Here is a 17321-nt window from a genome sequence, read left to right as displayed (position 1 = left end):
ATCACCTGCCCTCTGAGGAGCGAACCCATGGGCTTCCTGGACGCCCTGCTCGGCCGCACCAAGCCCGTCAAGCCGGACCTCGACCAGCTGTTCGGGCTGCCCTCGGCCGCGATCACCCTGGAGGCGGCGGCCGGCTTCAAGCCCACCGGCGTCGGCTCGGTCTGCTTCGCCTCCGTGGAGGGTGGCGCCTTCGCCCAGGTCCAGCAGGACGTGCAGGCACTGCTGGACGCGGACGTGGAGCGCGGCGGCATCGCCATCGAGTCCAGCCGGGACTCCTACGGCTACTCCTGGATGACCGCCCGTCAGCCCGCCGAGGACATCGTCTCGCTGGTCAACGACGTCCATGCGATCAACTCGGCGCTGGAGAGCACCGGCTTCGGCCCGCAGCTGCTCTGCTCGCTGGTGAACTTCACCGACGCCCAGCAGCGTCCGCTGGCGCTGGTCTACATCTACAAGCGCGGCAGCTTCTACCCCTTCGCCCCGAAGCCCGGCGGCGGGGAGCGGCGGGACAACGCGCTGGAGCTGGAGATCAAGGCGATGCTCGGCAACGACCTGCGGGTCGAGCAGGACCTGACCCGCTGGTTCCCGGTCTGGGGAGCGCCCGGCCTGTGACCCGGACCTACGATCTGACCCCGCCCTGGAAGCGCTCCACCCCGGCCCCCGAGCTGCCCGCCGAGCGGGACCTGGTGGTGGAGGAGGTGGTGACCGGTTTCTGCGGCGCCGTGGTGCGCTGCGAGAAGACCGCCGAGGGCTTCACCGTGACACTCGAGGACCGGCACCGCAGGCTGCGGGTCTTCCCGATGACCCCGAGCGGCTTCCTGGTGGACGGCAAGCCGGTCACCCTGGTGCGCCCGGGATCGGTCGCCGCACCGGTGCCGGTCGCCCCGGCCCGCACCGCCTCGGGGTCGGTGGCGGTCCAGGGCGCGCGGGCCCGGGTGGCGCTGCCCAGCCGGATCTACGTCGAGGGGCGCCACGACGCCGAACTGGTCGAGCGGGTCTGGGGCGACGACCTGCGGATCGAGGGCGTGGTGGTGGAGTACCTGGAGGGCATCGACGACCTCCCGGCCATCGTCGCCGAGTTCGCGCCGGAACCGGGGCGGCGGCTGGGCGTGCTGGTGGACCACCTGGTCCCGGGCAGCAAGGAGTCCCGGATCGCGGCACAGGTCGGCGGCGCCGACGTGCTGGTGGTCGGCCACCCCTACATCGACGTCTGGGCGGCCGTGAAGCCCTCCTCGGTGGGCATCGCGGCCTGGCCCGACGTCCCCCGCGGCGAGGAGTGGAAGGAGGGCGTCTGCCGCCGCCTCGGCTGGCCGGTGGACACCCCCGCCGCCTGGAAGCGCATCCTCGCCTCGGTGGACTCCTTCAGGGACCTCGACCCGGCCCTGCTGGGCCGGGTCGAGGAGCTGATCGACTTCGTGACGGACGGTCAGAGCGTCGGGTAGCTGGGGAAGGTGCAGCTGGGGACCGAGCCTGAGCCGGCCACCGTGCTGGTGCTCACGCCGGTGCCGGTGGGGCTGAGGTTGCTGTTGTAGAGGCCGACCGCCGCGTAGGAGGCGGTGGCGGCGGTGGTGTCCAGGCTGACGTTCTCCAGGGTCAGGCCCAGCGGGTGGGAGGCGTTCAGGCCGACCAGGGTGGACTTGGCGCCGCTGACCGAGCTGGTGGACTTCAGGCCGTTGACGACGATGTCGGTGAAGTACGGGGTGTAGGAGCCGGTGCCGGAGGAGTAGTGGGTGTCAAAGACCAGCGGGGCCTTCACCGCGGTCAGGCAGTTGGAGGTGTAGGTGACCTTGGAGACGGTGCCGCCGCTGGCCGCCGAGGACTTGATCCGCAGCCCGGTGCTGCTGAAGCTGACGTTGCCCGCGCTGTCGGTGCCGGTGACGGTGTTGCCGGAGACCAGGACGTTGCTGACGCCGCTGTAGGTCTCCGAGCCGATGGAGATGCCGTGGGTGCCGTAGAAGTGGTTGCCCTTGACGGTGATGTTGCTGCTGGCCTTGGAGCCGCCCTTGATGGCGATGCCGTCGTCGCCGTCCTGGATGTAGGAGTCGGCGATGGTGACATTGGTGGCGCCGGCCGGGTCGATGCCGTCGGTGTTGCGGGCGGTGGCCGGGGTCTTGATCCGGACGCCCCAGGCGGTGAAGCCGTCGCCGCCGTTGAAGACCACGTGGAAGTTGGCGGCGTTGAGCAGGTCGATGTCGTAGAGCGTGAAGTTGTCCGAGCTGTTGATCTGGACCAGCCGGGGGTTGTTCTGGTTGGAGCCCGCCGCCTGCGCGGCCGTGGCCAGCCCCCACCAGGTGGTGCTGGTGCCGAGGATGTCGTCCTCGCCGCGGCCGTCGATCCGGCCCTGCTGACCGCTCGAGTTCTGGACTCCCTCGATACCGGCGTCGTCCCCGCTCACGGTGATCAGCGGACTGCAGCCGCCCTCGCTGCTGGACAGCGTGCCGCAGGTCGGCTTGCCGCTCACCTGGTAGTTGGCGGCGTTGAGCGAGCCGTACAGGGTCACCGTCGCGTTGATCACCAGCACCTCGCCCGCGTGGACCGTGACCGGCCCGGACAGGAACGCCTTGTGGGTGGAGTCGGTGGCCGCCAGCACCACCTTCTTGCCGGTGCCCTTGCAGGCGTCCAGCGCGGCCTGGATGCGCGCGGTGTCCGGCGGGGTGGTCTCGTTCGCGGTGCTGGAGAAGCCGTTGGCCATGGTGAGCCCGGACCTGAGGGTCTGGCAGGTGCCGCTCGGCAGGACCGGCTGGGTCACCGTACGGGTGTCGCCGGTGGCCACGGCCGGGACTGCGGTGGTGGCGGCGCCGGCGTTGGCCACCACCAGCCCGCCGCCCACCAGCGCGACGACGCCGGTGGCGACGGCGATACGGGCCTTGGTGTGCTTGCTCTTGCGGTGCATGAGGGTTCCTCGGAGAAAGTGGGATGAGAAAGGTGGAGGGGCTGCGACTACTGGATCGGGTTCCAGCCGTCGGTCCCGGCCAGGTACCTGGCCGCCGTGTAGTTGGCGGCCTGAGCCGCCGTCAGCTGCGGGCTGCCGGTGTAACTGCCGGATCCTGCACCGGTGTTGAGGTAGGACTTGAACCGGGCCGAGGTCCAGGCGAACCCGCTCATGTCGGTCCACGGCGTGGCCGCCTTGATCGCTGCGGGCAGCACCGTGTTGCGGACCACCACCTGGGCGACCGCGGTGCTGTTGGTGTGCCAGGGCCGCCCCAGGTAGTAGGTGTTGGCGGCGGCGGTGCTGTAGACCGTGCTGTTGGTGATGAGGAAGCCGTAGGTCTTCGACGAGTCGGTGTTCGCCGCGGTGAGGAAGCCGTTGAGGCCCCCGGCCGCCGCGCCGTCGTCGATGGCCTGGATGTTGGCGTGGTCGAAGACGGCGGTCGCGTTGCCGAAGATGAAGTCGACGTCGCCCTTGATGAAGACGTTGGAGAAGTACTGCCTGGTCTGCGCGGTGGCGCTGGGCGACCAGGCCAGCAGGGTGTCCTGGTGGCCCAGGAAGCGGTCGTTGCGGTAGACCTGCCGGTCGCCCTCGGCGTTGAGCGCCACCGCCTGCCCCGCGGTGATGCTGGGATTCGCGGCCTTGCTGAAGGAGTTGGTGACGGTGATGTTCTCCACCGTCACCCCGGCGGCGGCGAAGGTCGCGGTGGCGCTGCCCAGGGTGCCGTAGGTCGTCCCGTCCGACTTGGGGGTGCCGGAGGCGTTGCCGTAGGTGATCACCACGTCCTCGGGGTTGCCGGTGGCGCCCTTGACGGTCAGTCCGGTCTTGGTGACCGGGACCGAGACCACCTCGTGGTAGGTGCCCTTGGCGATGCTGATGGTGTCCCCGGCGGCGGCCGCGTTCACCGCCGCCTGCACGGTGGTGTACTCGGCGCTGCCGTCGGCGGCCACCGTGAGGGTGGCGGTCGAGGCCGCGTCCGCGAACAGCGGCACCGCCGCCGCACCGCCGACGGCGGCCAGCACGGCGCCGGCGGCGACCAGCCTGCGGGTGGTCCGGGAACGGCGGTGGTGCTGCTGCGGGGTGGCACGGTCGAGGTCTGGCTCAGGCACCGGGTCGGCCCTTCGTACGGTCGGCTTCAGCGCCGCTGCAGGCAGCGCTCTTGACCTCCAGTGGTCCGACCGCGCGAAGAGGTTGCCCCGTTCACAGAACCTTCACCTGCAGCACCGTTGGGGGCGCGGGGAACTGCGCGACCGGCCAGGCAGGGCCCGCTAGTGGGTGGCGGCGAAGTTGCCGTAGACCTCGGCCCCGGAGCCGTGGCCCGTGGCGGTGGCCCGGTAGGTGTCCTGGCCGGCGTCGCGGCCGCCGGCCGCGTGGTTGTACTGCCCGGCGAAGACATAGCTGCCCGGGGCCAGCGTCGCCCCCGGCTTGAGCTTGAACTCGTAGACCAGGGTGCCGTTCCGGCTGGTGACCGTGGTGTCGAGGTCGGCGGCGGGGACGGTGGACCAGGCACCGGTGCTGCTGAGACCGGGGGTGTCCGCCAGAGTGACCGTCACGTCCAGCGCGGTGACGGTGTAGCGGTTCTTCAGGGTGATGTTGCTCTGCGACCAACTGGTGTTGCTGTGCGGGTCGATGGAGCCGTCCGACCAGAGGAACCCCTGCTGCACCCGGGTGGCGCCGGTGGCCCCCGCGGTCCCGGTGGCCGTGGACGGCGAGGAGGCGCCCGCCGACGGTGAGGCCGGAGCGGACGAGGGCGACGGCGACGGGGTCGCCTCCGCGCTGCCCACCGAGCTGGGGGTGGTCACCGCGACCACCGGCTCGGTCGGCTTGGGCGCGCTGAACTCTCCCACCGCCGCCCAGGTCCCGGCGACGCTCAGGCCGAAGCCGACCGCGCTGGCCAGGACGATCCCGGCGAGCCGCAGCCCGGCCCGGCCGGAGGTCCGCCGACGGCGGCCGCGCACCGCGCCGCTGAACTGCCCGCGTTCGACCCTGGCCAGCATCGCCTCGCGGTCCGGCCGGTGGCGCTCCGCCTCGGTGCGCAGGACGGCGGCGAGCCGCTCCTGGTCCTGGTCCTGTCGGGACTTCTGCTGCGACATCAGCCCTCCTCCCCTGCCGCGACCAGCCATTGTGCCTCAGGGCGCCCGGCCAGCAGCTCGGCGAGCTGCGCCGCGCCCCTGGAGGTCTGGCTCTTCACCGTGCCCACCGATATCCCCAGCGCCGCCGCGGTCTCCCTTTCGGACAGGTCGAAGGCGTAACGCAGCACCACGCAGGCCCGCCGCCGGTGCGGCAGCCGGCGCAGCGCGCCGCGGACGTCGACGACGGCCGGGACGTCCGTGCCGGAGACCGACTCCCGGTCCCGCCACAGCGTGCCCCAGCCGCGCAGTCCGGCCCGCTCGCGGGTGAGCTTGCGGATGCGGTTGCGGCAGAGGTTGGCGACCACTCCACGCGCGTACGCCGCGGGGCTGTCGGCGGCGCTGACCCGCTCCCAGTGCCGCCAGACCTCCAGCAGCGCGTCGGCCGCCAGGTCGTCGGCGGCGTCCGCCTCACCGGTGAGCAGGTAGGCGAGGCGGGACAGCTCGCGGTGACGCTCCTCGAAGAACGCGTGGAACGCGGCATCGGTGGTGGCGTTGCGCGGTGTCGTCGTGCCGAATGCCACCCCAGCCCCTCCCGCCTCTTGTCGCACCATAGGACAAGAAGTGAGAAACAGTAGCGGATCCGGCTGTGCTCCCGAACCACACGGTGCGCTCCCGGACCACGCGGTGTCACTCCGCTCTCAGTCCACCAGGTCCCGCACCACCGCGTCGGCCAGCAGCCGCCCGCGCAGCGTCAGCACCGCCCGCCCGGCAGCGAAGGGTTGGGCCGCGAGCAGCCCGTCGGCCAGGGCCCGGTCGGCGGCCTTGCGGCCGGCCTCGTGCAGCAGGTCGAGCGGGCAGCCCTCGGAGAGTCGCAGCTCCAGCAGGATGCGCTCGACCCGGCGGTCCTCGTCCGCCAGCCGCTCGCGCCCCTGCGCGGGGGTGCGTTCCTCGGCGAGCGCCTGCGCGTACGCCGCAGGGTGTTTGACGTTCCACCACCGCACGCCGCCGACATGGCTGTGCGCGCCCGGGCCGGCGCCCCACCAGTCCGCGCCGGTCCAGTAGAGCTCGTTGTGGCGGCAGCGGGCCTCCGGGGTCCTGGCCCAGTTGGAGACCTCGTACCAGTCCAGCCCGGCGGCGCCGAGCAGTTCCTCGGCGATCAGGTAGCGGTCGGCGTGGACGTCGTCGTCGGTCATCGGGATCTCGCCGCGGCGGATCCGGGCGGCGAGCCTGGTGCCGTCCTCGACGATCAGGGCGTAGGCCGAGACATGGTCCGGCTCCGCGCCCAGGGCCGCCTCCAGCGAGGCGCGCCAGTCGTCGTCGCTCTCCCCCGGGGTGCCGTAGATCAGGTCCAGGTTGACGTGCTCGAAGCCGGCCGCGCGGGCCTCGGCGACACAGGCCTCGGGCCGGCCCGGGGTGTGCCTGCGGTCCAGCAGTTCCAGCACATGCGGACGGGCACTCTGCATGCCGAAGCTCAGCCGGTTGAAGCCGCCCTCGCGCAGCTCCGCCAGATAGGCCGGGTCGACCGACTCCGGATTGGCCTCGGTGGTGACCTCGGCGCCGTCGGCGAGCCCGAACTCCTCCCTGATCGCGGCCAGCATCCGGACCAGGTCGGCGGCCGGCAGCAGGGTGGGCGTCCCACCGCCCAGGAACACCGTCTCGACCGGCAGCTCGGCGTCGCCGAGGATCCGGCGGGCCTGGCGGATCTCGGCGACCAGGTTGTCCGCGTAGGTGTCCTGCGAGGCCACCGCGCCGGAGGAGCGCAGCTCGGTGGCCGTGTAGGTGTTGAAGTCGCAGTACCCGCAGCGGGTGGCGCAGTACGGGACGTGGAGGTAGAAACCGAAGGGCCGCCGTCCGAGCTCGCTCAGCGCGTGCTCGGGCAGGGCCCCGTCGGCGGGGACGGCTTCGCCGTCGGGGAGTGCGGAGGGCATGGGCCCATTGTCCGGCATCCGCGGGGTTCGTCCGGACTGCGCGGCCGGTCGCGCGTTCGACCGGGCGGCCGGCTACTGGCGCACCCGCAGCGCCAGTATGGCCAGGTCGTCCCTGGACGGCTCGCGGGAGAAGGCGTGCACCGCACGGCGCAGCCGCTGCGCCGTGCCCGCCGCGGTCAGGCCGGTGCACTCGGCCAGCAGCGCGGCCAGCCCGTCCTGGTCGTCCAGCTGGGTGGCGCCGTCGCGCCGCTCGGTGACCCCGTCGGTGACGCACAGCAGCAGGTCGCCGGGGTCCAGCAGGAAGGTCTCGGTCACATAGGGGTGCCCGGACAGGACCCCGAGCATCAGCTGCGGTCCGGCCACCTCCTCGACCTTGCCGTCCGGGCGGAGCCGGAGCGGCGGCGGGCCGCCCGCGCAGACGGCCGAGCAGCGGACCCCGCCCTCCGCGCGGGGGGCCAGCTCCCCGTACACCAGGCTCAGCAGCCGGCCGCGGTCGCCCTCGTCCACGATCACCTGGTTCAGCCGGCCGAGCACGGCGGCCGGATCAGGGACCGGGTGCAGCCCGGGGAACTCCCGGGTGAGCATCCGCAGGGCGTACCGGGCGAGTCCGGTGACCGCGGCGGCCTCGGGCCCGTGGCCGCAGACGTCGCCGAGGACGAACCCCCAGCGCCCACCGCTCAGCGGGAAGACGTCGTAGAAGTCGCCGCCGACGTCGTCCCCCGACATCGCCGGCTCGTAGACCAGGGCGGTCTCGATCCCCGGGACCGGGGACAGCTGCTGCGGCACCAGGCTGCTCTGCAGCACATGGCTGGTGTGGGTCTGCCGGCGCAGGGCCCGGGCCACCGCGAGGGCGAGCGCGATCCGGCGGGCCAGCTCCTCGGTCAGTCTGGCCAGCCCGGGCGAGAGCGGGGTGGACCGTCCGACCACCAGCGTGCCCAGGCCGACCCCCTGCTGTTCCAGCGGGACGGACCGGACGAACCCAGGCACGGGCGCGTCGACGCCCGAGGCCTCCAGCAGGGCGCGCAGCGGCCCGACCCGGCGCTCGTCGCTATGCCACACCACCGCGAGCCTGGACGGCTGCCGCCGTGCCGGGTCGTCCGGGTCGGCGAGGTAGACCGCCGCCCAGTCGGCGATCCTGGGGACGACCAGCTGCGCGGCGAGGGCGGCCACCTGCTCCTCGTCCAGGACCCCGCCGAGCAGTTCGCCGGCCTCGGCGAGCAGGGCCACCCCGCCCTGCCGCTGCCGTTCGGCCAGGGCCGAGCGCAGCCGCCACAGCTCGGCGGCGACGGTGTCGGCGGCGGACCGGAGCCGGGCCAGCGCGGCCGGTCCGAGCGGCGCCCCGGCCGGTCCGGCGGCGACGACCAGGCCCAGCGACTGGCCCGCGGCCTCCAGCGGGACGCGGCCGAGGCGGGCCGGCGGGACTCCGGCCGGGGCGAGCGCCGCCGGTTTGGTCCGCAGGCCGACGACCGCCAGCGGATCGGTACTGGCCCCGATCTCCAGCAGGTCCGCAGGGCCGTCCCCGGCGCAGGGCAGCAGCAGGTGGACGGCCGCGGCCCCGCCGAGCTCCTGGAGCAGCCCGGCCGCGCGGTCCAGCAGCGTCCGCTCGTCGGGGCAGCCGCCGAGGCGGTCCCGCAGCGGACCGCGGTCGGCGGTCCGGTCAGGCCCGGTGGACGGGACGGGCGGGGCGGGCGCGGCTCCGTCGGCGAGCAGGAGGTCCTGGTTCTGACGGTCCACCAGCAGCCAGACGGTCTCCCACTCCGGCGCGTACCCCGGAGTGCGGCCGTCCGCGCACTCCAATCCCTTCGGCTGCAACCGGTTCCGCTGCGACCGGACCGCGAACAGCTCCGCCGTGCCGCCGTCCGCGCGCCGTACCGTCCGTTCGCCCTGCCATCGGCCGGCACCGGTCGGCTCGGCCCGCAGCGCACCGCACCAGAGTTCGGCCAGCCGGCGTCCCAGCAGGTCGGCGCGGCCGTGTCCGAGCAGCTCAGCGGCCTCCTCGCCGACGTCGACCACCAGCCCGGAGCGGTCCACGACGACCGCACCGATCCGCACCCGGGAGCTGTTCTGACGTTTCGTCAGCGGAATCCGGGCGATCTGGGACCGGTCGCCGCCGGCGCCGGCAGCACCCCGATCGACGGCGGAACCCCGGTCGACGGCGGCACTCCGGTCGACGACCTCGAAGAGGAACTCCGGCGGGACCGCCGCGGAGTCGATGGCGCACCTGATCTCCAACCTGGCCCCCGCCCCACGCGCTGCGACGTCCACCAGCTCGCTGGCCAACTTGCCTGCCTCATCCGCGAGTTCAGCCTCACCCCAGGCCTGCAGCGCGGCCCGGGCGAAGGCTCCGGCGCGCTCCGGGGCACCGGCGCGGGAGGTCAGTGTGATCCGCGCCCGCGGCGACATCCGCGGCGCCGCCGATCCCTGGTCCATAGCCGCCCCTGCCGTTCCGTGCTGCCGTATCACCGAGTTCTCCTCGACCCGACTGCCAGAGTGACAGAATGAGTCCAGTCACGCACAACGAGTCACAGGAAGTCGCGCCATGGTACGGGCTCCGAGGTCCAGCGCATCCGCCACCGCCCCTGTCCCCGCTCAGGCCGACGCCCAAGGCCGGCCGCTGCCCCCCGACGGCAGGGTCGAGGGCTGGCTCCGGGTCAGCGAACTACGTCCGCTCCTCGCCGCGCTCACCGGCCTGCGCGACGGCAACTTCCACACCAGGCTCGACCACTCCGCCGACGGCCTGGCCGGAGAACTGGCCGGGGTGTTCAACCAGGTGGTGGAGCGCAACGAGCACCTGGTCGGCGAACTCACCCGGGTGCGCCGGGAGGTGACCCGGCAGGGCCGGCTGGACGAGCGGCTCTCGGCCAGCCCCGGGCAGGGCTCCTGGACCACCGGCGTGCAGGCGGTCAACGCGCTGATGGACGACCTGGTGGTACCGGTCACCAACACCACCCGGGTGCTCAACGCGGTGGCCAGCGGGGACCTCTCGCTCCGGGTCGACCTGCACGAGGGCAGCCGGCCGCTGCGCGGCGACCTGCGCCGGATGGCCCGGGCGGTGAACCAGATGTGCGACCAACTGTCGCTGTTCACCAGCGAAGTGGCCCGGGTAGCGCGCGAGGTCGGCACCGAGGGCAGGCTCGGCGGCCGGGCCCGGGTGCAGGGCATGTCGGGCACCTGGCGCGGGGTGACCGAGGCCGTCAACGCCATGGCGGCCCGGCTGACCTCACAGGTCCGCGACATCGCCCTGGTGACCACCGCGGTCGCCAACGGCGACCTCAGCCGCAAGATCACCGTGGAGGCCACCGGCGAACTGCTGGAGCTGAAGCTCACCGTGAACACCATGGTGGACCAGCTCTCCGGCTTCGCCGACGAGGTCACCCGGGTGGCCCGCGAGGTCGGCACCGAGGGCAGGCTCGGCGGCCAGGCCCAGGTCCGCGGGGTCTCCGGGGTCTGGAAGGACCTCACCGACAACGTCAACCTGATGGCGTCCAACCTCACCGTCCAGGTCCGCGACATCGCCCAGGTGGCCACCGCGGTCGCCAAGGGCGACCTCAGCCGCAAGATCATCGTCGACGCCCAGGGTGAGATCCTCCAGCTCAAGTCGACCCTGAACACCATGGTGGACCAGCTCTCCGCGTTCGCCGGAGAGGTCACCAGGGTGGCCCGCGAGGTCGGCACCGAGGGCCAACTCGGCGGCCGGGCCCAGGTACGCGGGGTCTCCGGCACCTGGAAGGACCTCACCGACAACGTCAACATGATGGCGTCCAATCTGACCACCCAGGTCCGCGACATCGCCGAGGTCGCCACCGCGGTCGCCAACGGAGACCTGAGCCGCAAGACTCACCAGCCAGGTCCGCAACATCGCCCAGGTCACCACCGCCGTCGCCAACGGCGACCTCTCCAAGAAGATCACCGTCGACGCCCAGCTCACCAGCCAGGTCCGCAACATCGCCCAGGTCACCACCGCCGTCGCCAACGGCGACCTCTCCAAGAAGATCACCGTCGACGACAACGTCAACTTCATGGCCGACAACCTCACCAGCCAGGTCCGCAACATCGCCCAGGTCACCACCGCCGTCGCCAACGGCGACCTCTCCAAGAAGATCGACGTCACCGCGCGCGGCGAGATCCTGCAGCTGAAGTCCACCATCAACACCATGGTGGACCAGCTCTCGGCCTTCGCCGACGAGGTGACCCGAGTGGCCCGCGAAGTCGGCACCGAAGGCCAGCTCGGCGGCCGGGCCCAGGTCCGCGGGGTCTCCGGGGTCTGGAAGGACCTCACCGACAACGTCAACTTCATGGCCGACAACCTCACCGGGCAGGTCCGCAACATCGCCCAGGTGGCCACCGCAGTCGCCCAGGGCGACCTCTCCAAGAAGATCGACGTGGACGCCCGCGGCGAGATCCTGCAGCTGAAGTCGACCATCAACACCATGGTCGACACCCTCTCCGCGTTCGCCTCCGAGGTCACCCGGGTCGCCCGCGAGGTCGGCGGCGAGGGCCAACTCGGCGGTCAGGCGCGGGTCGAGGGGGTGTCCGGCACCTGGAAGCGGCTCACCACCTCGGTCAACGAGCTGGCCGGGAACCTGACCACCCAGGTCCGCGCGATCGGCGAGGTGGCCGGCGCGGTCGCCCAGGGCGACCTGAACCGGGCCATCACCGTGGAGGCGCAGGGCGAGGTCGCCGACCTGAAGAAGAACGTCAACCTGATGGTCGCCAACCTCCGCGAGACCACCCGGGCCAAGGACTGGCTGGAGACCAACCTGGCCCGCATCGCCGGTCTGATGCAGGGCCACCGCGACCTGGTCGAGGTGGCCGACCTGATCCTGCGTGAGCTGACCCCGCTGGTCTCGGCCCAGTACGGGGCGTTCTTCCTGGCCGAACGCGGCGACGTGCCCGAGGCGTCGCTGGCCTTCATCGCCGGCTACGGCTCCCCGCAGGCCCCCGGCCGGTCCGGGCACGGCCTGGTCGGCCAGGCCGCGCGGGAGAAGACCCGGATCCTGATCACCGAGGCGCCGCCCGACTACATCAAGGTCAACTCCGGTCTGGGCGAGGCCGCCCCGGCCTGCATCGTGGTCCTCCCGGTGCTCTTCGAGGACCAGGTGCTCGGCGTGATCGAGCTGGCCTCGTTCAGCCCCTTCAGCGATGTGCACCTGGCCTTCTTCGACCAGTTCGTCAACACCATCGGCGTCGCGATCAACACCATCATCGCCAACTCCCGCACCGAGGCCCTGCTCTCGGAGTCGCAGCGGCTCACCCAGGAGCTGCGGAACCGCTCCGACGAGCTCCAGCGGCAGCAGGCCGAGCTGCGCCGCTCCAACGCCGCGCTGGAGGAGAAGGCCGCGCTGCTGGCCACCTCCTCGCAGTACAAGTCGGAGTTCCTCGCCAACATGTCGCACGAGCTGCGCACCCCGCTCAACTCGCTGCTGATCCTGGCCCGGCTGCTCGCCGACAACATGGACGGCCACCTCTCGTCCGAGGAGGTCAAGTACGCCCAGACCATCTACCGCTCCGGCAGCGACCTGCTGCAGCTGATCAACGACATCCTGGACCTGTCCAAGATCGAGGCCGGCCGGATGGACGTACGTCCCAAGCACCTGCTGCTGGCGAAGCTGCTGGACTACGTGGACGCCATCTTCCGTCCGCTGGCCATGGACCGGGGGCTGGCCTTCGAGGTCGAGGTCGCCAGGGACGTGCCGCGCACGCTGCTCACCGACGAGCAGCGGATCCAGCAGATCCTGCGCAACCTGCTGTCCAACGCGGTGAAGTTCACCTCCGCCGGCGAGGTCCGGCTGCGCGTCTTCACCGCCGACGACGAGCAGGGCGGGACGGCCGGCGGAGTGCTCGCCTTCTCGGTGGAGGACACCGGGATCGGTATCGCCCAGGACAAGCTCCGGGTCATCTTCGAGGCCTTCCAGCAGGCCGACGGCACCACCAGCCGCAAGTACGGCGGCACCGGCCTCGGACTGTCCATCAGCCGCGAGATCGCCCGGCTGCTCGGCGGCAGGATCACCGCCCAGAGCGAGCCGGGCGCGGGGTCCGCGTTCACCCTCTACGTACCGGCCCAGTGCCCGGTCCCGCCCGGAGCGCCGGAACCGGGGAGCGCGGACCAGCACGCCCCCGCGCTCCCGTCCGGGTCCGCCGACGCGGGGGCACCCGAACTGCCCGCCGGAATGGGCCGGCCGACGTCCCCCGGCGACTGGGGCAGCGGCGACGACGACCACGACCTGTGGTCCTCCGCGGCCCGGCTGAGCGAGTGGCAGGCGGGCCGGGCCGGCACCCTGCTCGCAGGTCGGACGATACTGATCGTCGACGACGACATCCGCAATGTCTTCGCGCTCACCCATGTGCTCGGGCGGCTGGGCATGCAGGTGCTCTACGCCGAGAACGGGCGCGAGGGCATCGAGTCGCTGGAGCACGACGACGAGGCCGCCCTGGTGCTGATGGACATCATGATGCCGGAGATGGACGGCTACGAGACCATCCGCGCCATCCGGGCCATGCCGCGCTTCGCCGAGCTGCCGATCATCGCGCTGACCGCCAAGGCCATGCCCGGCGACCGGGAGAAGGCCATCGACGCCGGCGCCTCCGAGTACGTGCCCAAGCCGGTGGACCTGGACCGGCTGCTGGAGGTCATGTGCACCCTGCTGGACGACGGCAGCGCCACCGGGGACGCGACGGCGACCGCCGCGGAAGTGCCCGGTACCGCCGCCGAGGGAGTCCGATGACGATGCCGACCCGCATCCTCCTGGTGGACGACATGGAGGCGAACCTGATCGCCCTGGAGTCCGTGCTGCGCCCGCTCGGCCAGCAGCTGATCCGCGCCTGCACCGGGGAGCAGGCGCTCAAGGCGCTGCTCCGCGACGAGTACGCGGTCGTGCTGCTCGACGTGATGATGCCGGGCATGGACGGTTTCGAGACCGCCGCCCACATCAAACGGCTGGACCAGACCAAGGACGTGCCGATCGTCTTCCTGACCGGGGTGGAGACCGGCAGCGCCATGGCGCTGCGCGGCTACTCGGCCGGCGCGGTCGACTACCTCACCAAGCCCTTCGACCCCTGGGTGCTGCGGGCCAAGGTCAGCGTCTTCGTGGAACTGCACCGCAAGGGCCGGCGCCTGGACGCCCTGGCCGCCGGGCTGGACGCGGCCGAGCGTCGGCTGCGCGCCCTGGAGCAGGACGGCGCGGCCTCGGGCGACAGCCCGTCCCGGATCGCCGATCTGCTGGCCGAGCTGTCCCGGTCCATCCCGGTGGGGCGCGGCTGAATCCACCGCCCCCTGCACCACCCTGTCCACCGTCCCCGGACGCCACCCGGGAACTCCCGCTCGTTGGGGTGATGGGTGTGGTCGGTGTCGGAGGGGGCGTGGTGATGGACCGGCAGGTTGCGGACGGGGTGTCGGCGGGCGGGGCGACCGCGGGTGGGGCTTCGGCGGACCGGGAGACGGCCGGACCGCGGGAGCGGCCGCGCCGCCCGCTCTGGAAGGAGCTGCCGCTGCTGGTCGTGGTCGCGCTGGTGCTGTCGGTGCTGATCAAGACCTTCTTCGTGCAGGCCTTCTCCATCCCCTCCGACTCGATGAACAACGCCCTGGTGAAGAACGACCGGGTGCTGGTGGACAAGTTCAGCCCCTGGCTCGGGGTGACCCCGCAGCGCGGCCAGGTGATCGTCTTCCACGACCCGGGCAACTGGCTGGACCCCTCCGAGCTGCCGCAGCCCAGCAGCAGCGCGACCGTGCGGCACCTGCAGTCGGTGCTGAGCTGGATCGGGCTGATGCCCTCGGCGAACGAGGCGGACCTGATCAAGCGGGTGATCGCGGTCGGCGGCGACACTGTGGTGTGCAACGCCGGCGCCCCGGTCTCGGTCGACGGGGTGGCCCTCAGCGAGCCCTACATCTACCCCGGCGCCACGCCCTGCGACAACGACCCGGTCGGGACGGTGAAGATCCCCTCGGGCTACCTCTGGGTGATGGGCGACCACCGCAACGACTCCGAGGACTCCCGCTACCAGCGGCTGCACAACACCGGCGGCGGCCTGGTGCCGCTGAAGGACGTGGTCGGACGGGCCTTCGTGGTGGCCTGGCCGGTCGGCCACTGGGCGACCCTGCCGGTGCCGTCGACCTTCGGCCAGGACGGGCTGCCGCCGGAGAACGGCAGCGCCGCGCCCTACATCCTGACCGGGCTGGTGGTGCTGGTGGGCGCGGTGCCGGTGACCCTGTGGCTGCGCCGCCGCCGGGGCGGTTCCTCCCCGGCGGCGGACGGCTGACGCTGCCGCGTACCGCAGCGGTGCGGTACCGACGGGCCGTCAGGCCTCGTTGGCTCCCTCGTACATCCGGGCGATGGCGTCGGCGTTCTCCCGCTCCACCACCGGGCGCTTGACCTTGAGGCTGGGGGTGAGCTCGCCGTGCTCGATGTCGAGGTCCCGGGGCAGCACGGTGAACTTCTTGACGGTCTGCCAGCGCTGCAGGTCGCCGTTGAGCCGCTGCACGAAGCCGTCGATCAGCTCGTGCACCTGCGGCGAGGAGCAGACCTCGGCGTAGGACCTGCCGCCCATGCCGTGCGCCCCGGCCCACTGCATGATCACCGGCTCGTCCAGGGTGATCAGCGCGGTGCAGTAGTTGCGGCCGTTGCCGATGACCAGGATGTTGCTGACGAACGGGCAGACCGCCTTGAACTTGCCCTCGACCTCGCTGGGGGCCACGTACTTGCCGCCGGAGGTCTTGAACATGTCCTTCTTGCGGTCGGTGATCTTGACGAAGCCGTCCTTGTCGATCTCGCCGATGTCCCCGGTGTGGAACCAGCCGTCGCTCTCCAGCACCTCGGCGGTCTTCTCCGGCTGGTTGTGGTAGCCGCGCATCACGCCGGGGCCGCGCAGCAGCACCTCGCCGTCCTCGGCGATCCGCACCTCGGTGCCGGGCAGCGGGGTGCCGACGGTGCCGATCCGGTAGTCCTCACCGGGGTTGACGGTCGATCCGGCGCTGGACTCGGTGAGGCCGTAGCCCTCCAGGATGTGCACGCCGGCGCCGGAGAAGAAGTAACCGATCTCGGGGGCCAGCGCGGCGCTGCCGGAGACGCAGGCCCGCATCCGCCCGCCGAAGGCCTCCCGGATCTTGGCGTAGACCAGCTTGTCGGCGACGGCGTGCTGGACCCTGAGCCCGAACGGGACCGAGCGGGTGCCGGTCGCCGTCAGCGACTCCTGGCCGGTGCGGGCGTAGTCGCGGGCCACCTTGGCGGCCCAGAGGAAGATCTTGTACTTGGCGCCGCCCTCGGCCCTGGCCCGACCTGCGATGCCGTTGTAGACCTTCTCGAACACCCGCGGCGCGGAGGCCATGTAGGTCGGCCTGACCACCGGCAGGTTGTGGATGATCCGGTCCACCCGGCCGTCGACGGCGGTGACTGAGCCCAGCTGGATGTGGCCGGAGGTGAGCGTCTTGCCGAAGACGTGCGACAGCGGCAGCCACAGGTACTGCACGTCGTCGGCGGTGAGCAGCCCGGTACAGGACTGGGCCGCGGCCTGGTAGGACCAGCAGTCGTGGACCAGCCGCACGCCCTTGGGCCGGCCGGTGGTGCCCGAGGTGTAGATCAGGGTGGCCAGCTGCTCGCGCTGGATGGCCGCGACGGTGGCGCGCACCGCGTCCGGGTGCTCCTTGAGGTGGGCCGCGCCGCGCTCCTCCAGCTCGGCCAGGGTCAGCACCTCGACGCCCTCCGGCGCGGGCTGCGACGCCTCGGGCCTGCTGCCGTCGACGGTGACCACGTACTTGAGCTCGGGCAGCTGCCCGCTCACCCCGAGGATCTTGGCGAGCTGGACGCCGTCCTCGGCGATGACCGCCCGGCTGCCGGAGTCGGCCAGGATGTAGGCGGTCTCGTCGGCGTTGGTGCTGGGGTAGACGGCGGTGACGGCCGCGCCCGCGCACATCACGCCGAGGTCGGCGAGGATCCACTCGATCCTGGTCGAACAGGAGATCGCGACCCGCTCCTCGGGGCGGATGCCCAGCGCCATCAGGCCGCCGGCGATCGTGGTGACCTGCTCCGCGGCCTGGCCCCAGGTCATCGTGCGCCACTGCTCCGCACCCGGCGCACCGTCGGCCGCGTGCTCGTCCACCGGCACCGGGTAGCGGTAGGCGACCCGGTCCGGGGTCTCCGCCACCCGGGCCAGGAACAGCTGGGCCACCGAGTCGGGGCGGTTGTCGATCAGCGACTTCGCTTGCGGGGTCACTGCGGTGGGGGTGGGGCTCACGGCTACCTCCGAGGGCCCAGCGGCCGGGCCGAGACAGTAGTTAACTCACGAGTAACTAGCGGGCAATGATCAGAGTAGGACGTTCGGGACCAGTACGTAAGGGGGGAATCCGGGGACGGGCCGACCGGATCCCGCACCGGGGGCCAGGCAACTTGCCGGTCGGCA

11 protein-coding genes and 1 pseudogene are annotated in these 17321 nt (G+C 72.1%); 5 read left to right on the top strand and 7 right to left on the bottom strand.

Annotated features, from left to right (window positions below; all coding sequences use genetic code 11):
• Window positions 1-27 precede the first annotated feature (27 nt).
• Window positions 28-612: a PspA-associated protein PspAB gene (gene pspAB / locus IF29_RS0106540; RefSeq protein WP_030250862.1), complete on the top strand. Its 585-nt coding sequence runs from the start codon at window positions 28-30 to the stop codon at window positions 610-612.
• The gene (locus IF29_RS0106535; RefSeq protein ID WP_030250860.1) at window positions 609-1442 is read left to right on the top strand and encodes a DUF3097 domain-containing protein; all 834 of its coding nucleotides are present in this window, start codon (window positions 609-611) and stop codon (window positions 1440-1442) included. The genes pspAB and IF29_RS0106535 overlap by 4 nt, the downstream gene beginning before the upstream one ends.
• Here the strand turns inward: IF29_RS0106535 and IF29_RS0106530 are convergent.
• The 6 genes from IF29_RS0106530 to IF29_RS41635 all read right to left on the bottom strand — a co-directional run bounded on the left by IF29_RS0106530 (window position 1427) and on the right by IF29_RS41635 (window position 9359).
• Window positions 1427-2893, bottom strand: coding sequence for a glycoside hydrolase family 28 protein (locus IF29_RS0106530; protein WP_051724958.1), 1467 nt, complete (start codon window positions 2891-2893; stop codon window positions 1427-1429). The genes IF29_RS0106535 and IF29_RS0106530 overlap by 16 nt on opposite strands.
• A 47-nt stretch (window positions 2894-2940) precedes the next feature.
• Window positions 2941-4038 carry a pectinesterase family protein gene (locus IF29_RS0106525; protein ID WP_232242044.1) on the bottom strand — a complete coding sequence of 366 codons (1098 nt, stop codon included), beginning with the start codon at window positions 4036-4038 and terminating at the stop codon, window positions 2941-2943.
• Window positions 4039-4197: 159 nt separating this feature from the next.
• Window positions 4198-5022: a hypothetical protein gene (locus IF29_RS0106520; RefSeq protein WP_030250848.1), complete on the bottom strand. Its 825-nt coding sequence runs from the start codon at window positions 5020-5022 to the stop codon at window positions 4198-4200.
• Entirely contained in the window at window positions 5022-5582 is a 561-nt protein-coding gene (locus IF29_RS0106515) for a SigE family RNA polymerase sigma factor (RefSeq protein WP_051724957.1), read from the bottom strand. Before IF29_RS0106515 ends, IF29_RS0106520 begins: the two co-directional genes overlap by 1 nt.
• 117 nt (window positions 5583-5699) lie before the next feature.
• On the bottom strand, window positions 5700-6929 hold the full coding sequence (gene hemW / locus IF29_RS0106510) for a radical SAM family heme chaperone HemW (RefSeq protein ID WP_030250834.1): 1230 nt from the start codon (window positions 6927-6929) through the stop codon (window positions 5700-5702).
• Window positions 6930-7001: 72 nt separating this feature from the next.
• Window positions 7002-9359 (bottom strand): SpoIIE family protein phosphatase, encoded by a 2358-nt coding sequence (locus IF29_RS41635; RefSeq protein ID WP_037594431.1) that lies wholly within the window; start codon window positions 9357-9359, stop codon window positions 7002-7004.
• A 109-nt stretch (window positions 9360-9468) separates the two neighbouring features.
• Here IF29_RS41635 and IF29_RS41630 point away from each other — a divergent pair.
• The 3 genes and pseudogenes from IF29_RS41630 to lepB all read left to right on the top strand — a co-directional run bounded on the left by IF29_RS41630 (window position 9469) and on the right by lepB (window position 15185).
• Window positions 9469-13654 (top strand): annotated as a pseudogene (locus tag IF29_RS41630) (HAMP domain-containing protein).
• Complete coding sequence (locus IF29_RS0106495) at window positions 13651-14190, top strand: response regulator (RefSeq protein WP_037594430.1); 540 nt, start codon at window positions 13651-13653, stop codon at window positions 14188-14190. The pseudogene IF29_RS41630 and the gene IF29_RS0106495 overlap by 4 nt, the downstream one beginning before the upstream one ends.
• Before the next feature lie 104 nt (window positions 14191-14294).
• Complete coding sequence (gene lepB / locus IF29_RS0106490; RefSeq protein ID WP_037594560.1) at window positions 14295-15185, top strand: signal peptidase I; 891 nt, start codon at window positions 14295-14297, stop codon at window positions 15183-15185.
• A gap of 39 nt (window positions 15186-15224) precedes the next feature.
• Here the strand turns inward: lepB and IF29_RS0106485 are convergent, their stop codons facing one another.
• Window positions 15225-17156, bottom strand: a complete 1932-nt coding sequence (locus IF29_RS0106485) for an AMP-dependent synthetase/ligase (RefSeq protein ID WP_232242043.1) — start codon at window positions 17154-17156, stop codon at window positions 15225-15227.
• Window positions 17157-17321 lie beyond the last annotated feature (165 nt).

This window comes from Streptacidiphilus jeojiense (assembly GCF_000719095.1).
Classification (GTDB): Bacteria; Actinomycetota; Actinomycetes; order Streptomycetales; family Streptomycetaceae; genus Streptacidiphilus; species Streptacidiphilus jeojiensis.
This window is presented reverse-complemented; position numbering and strand designations above follow the sequence as displayed.

What these genes read in the sequence shown, in the direction of transcription:
- pspAB (WP_030250862.1), top strand. Translation starts at nt 28, where the DNA reads ATGGGCTTCCTGGACGCCCTGCTCGGCCGCACCAAGCCCGTCAAGCCG.
- IF29_RS0106530 (WP_051724958.1), bottom strand. Translation starts at nt 2,893, where the DNA reads ATGCACCGCAAGAGCAAGCACACCAAGGCCCGTATCGCCGTCGCCACC.
- IF29_RS0106520 (WP_030250848.1), bottom strand. Translation starts at nt 5,022, where the DNA reads ATGTCGCAGCAGAAGTCCCGACAGGACCAGGACCAGGAGCGGCTCGCC.
- hemW (WP_030250834.1), bottom strand. Translation starts at nt 6,929, where the DNA reads ATGCCCTCCGCACTCCCCGACGGCGAAGCCGTCCCCGCCGACGGGGCC.
- IF29_RS41635 (WP_037594431.1), bottom strand. Translation starts at nt 9,359, where the DNA reads ATGGACCAGGGATCGGCGGCGCCGCGGATGTCGCCGCGGGCGCGGATC.
- IF29_RS0106495 (WP_037594430.1), top strand. Translation starts at nt 13,651, where the DNA reads ATGACGATGCCGACCCGCATCCTCCTGGTGGACGACATGGAGGCGAAC.
- lepB (WP_037594560.1), top strand. Translation starts at nt 14,295, where the DNA reads ATGGACCGGCAGGTTGCGGACGGGGTGTCGGCGGGCGGGGCGACCGCG.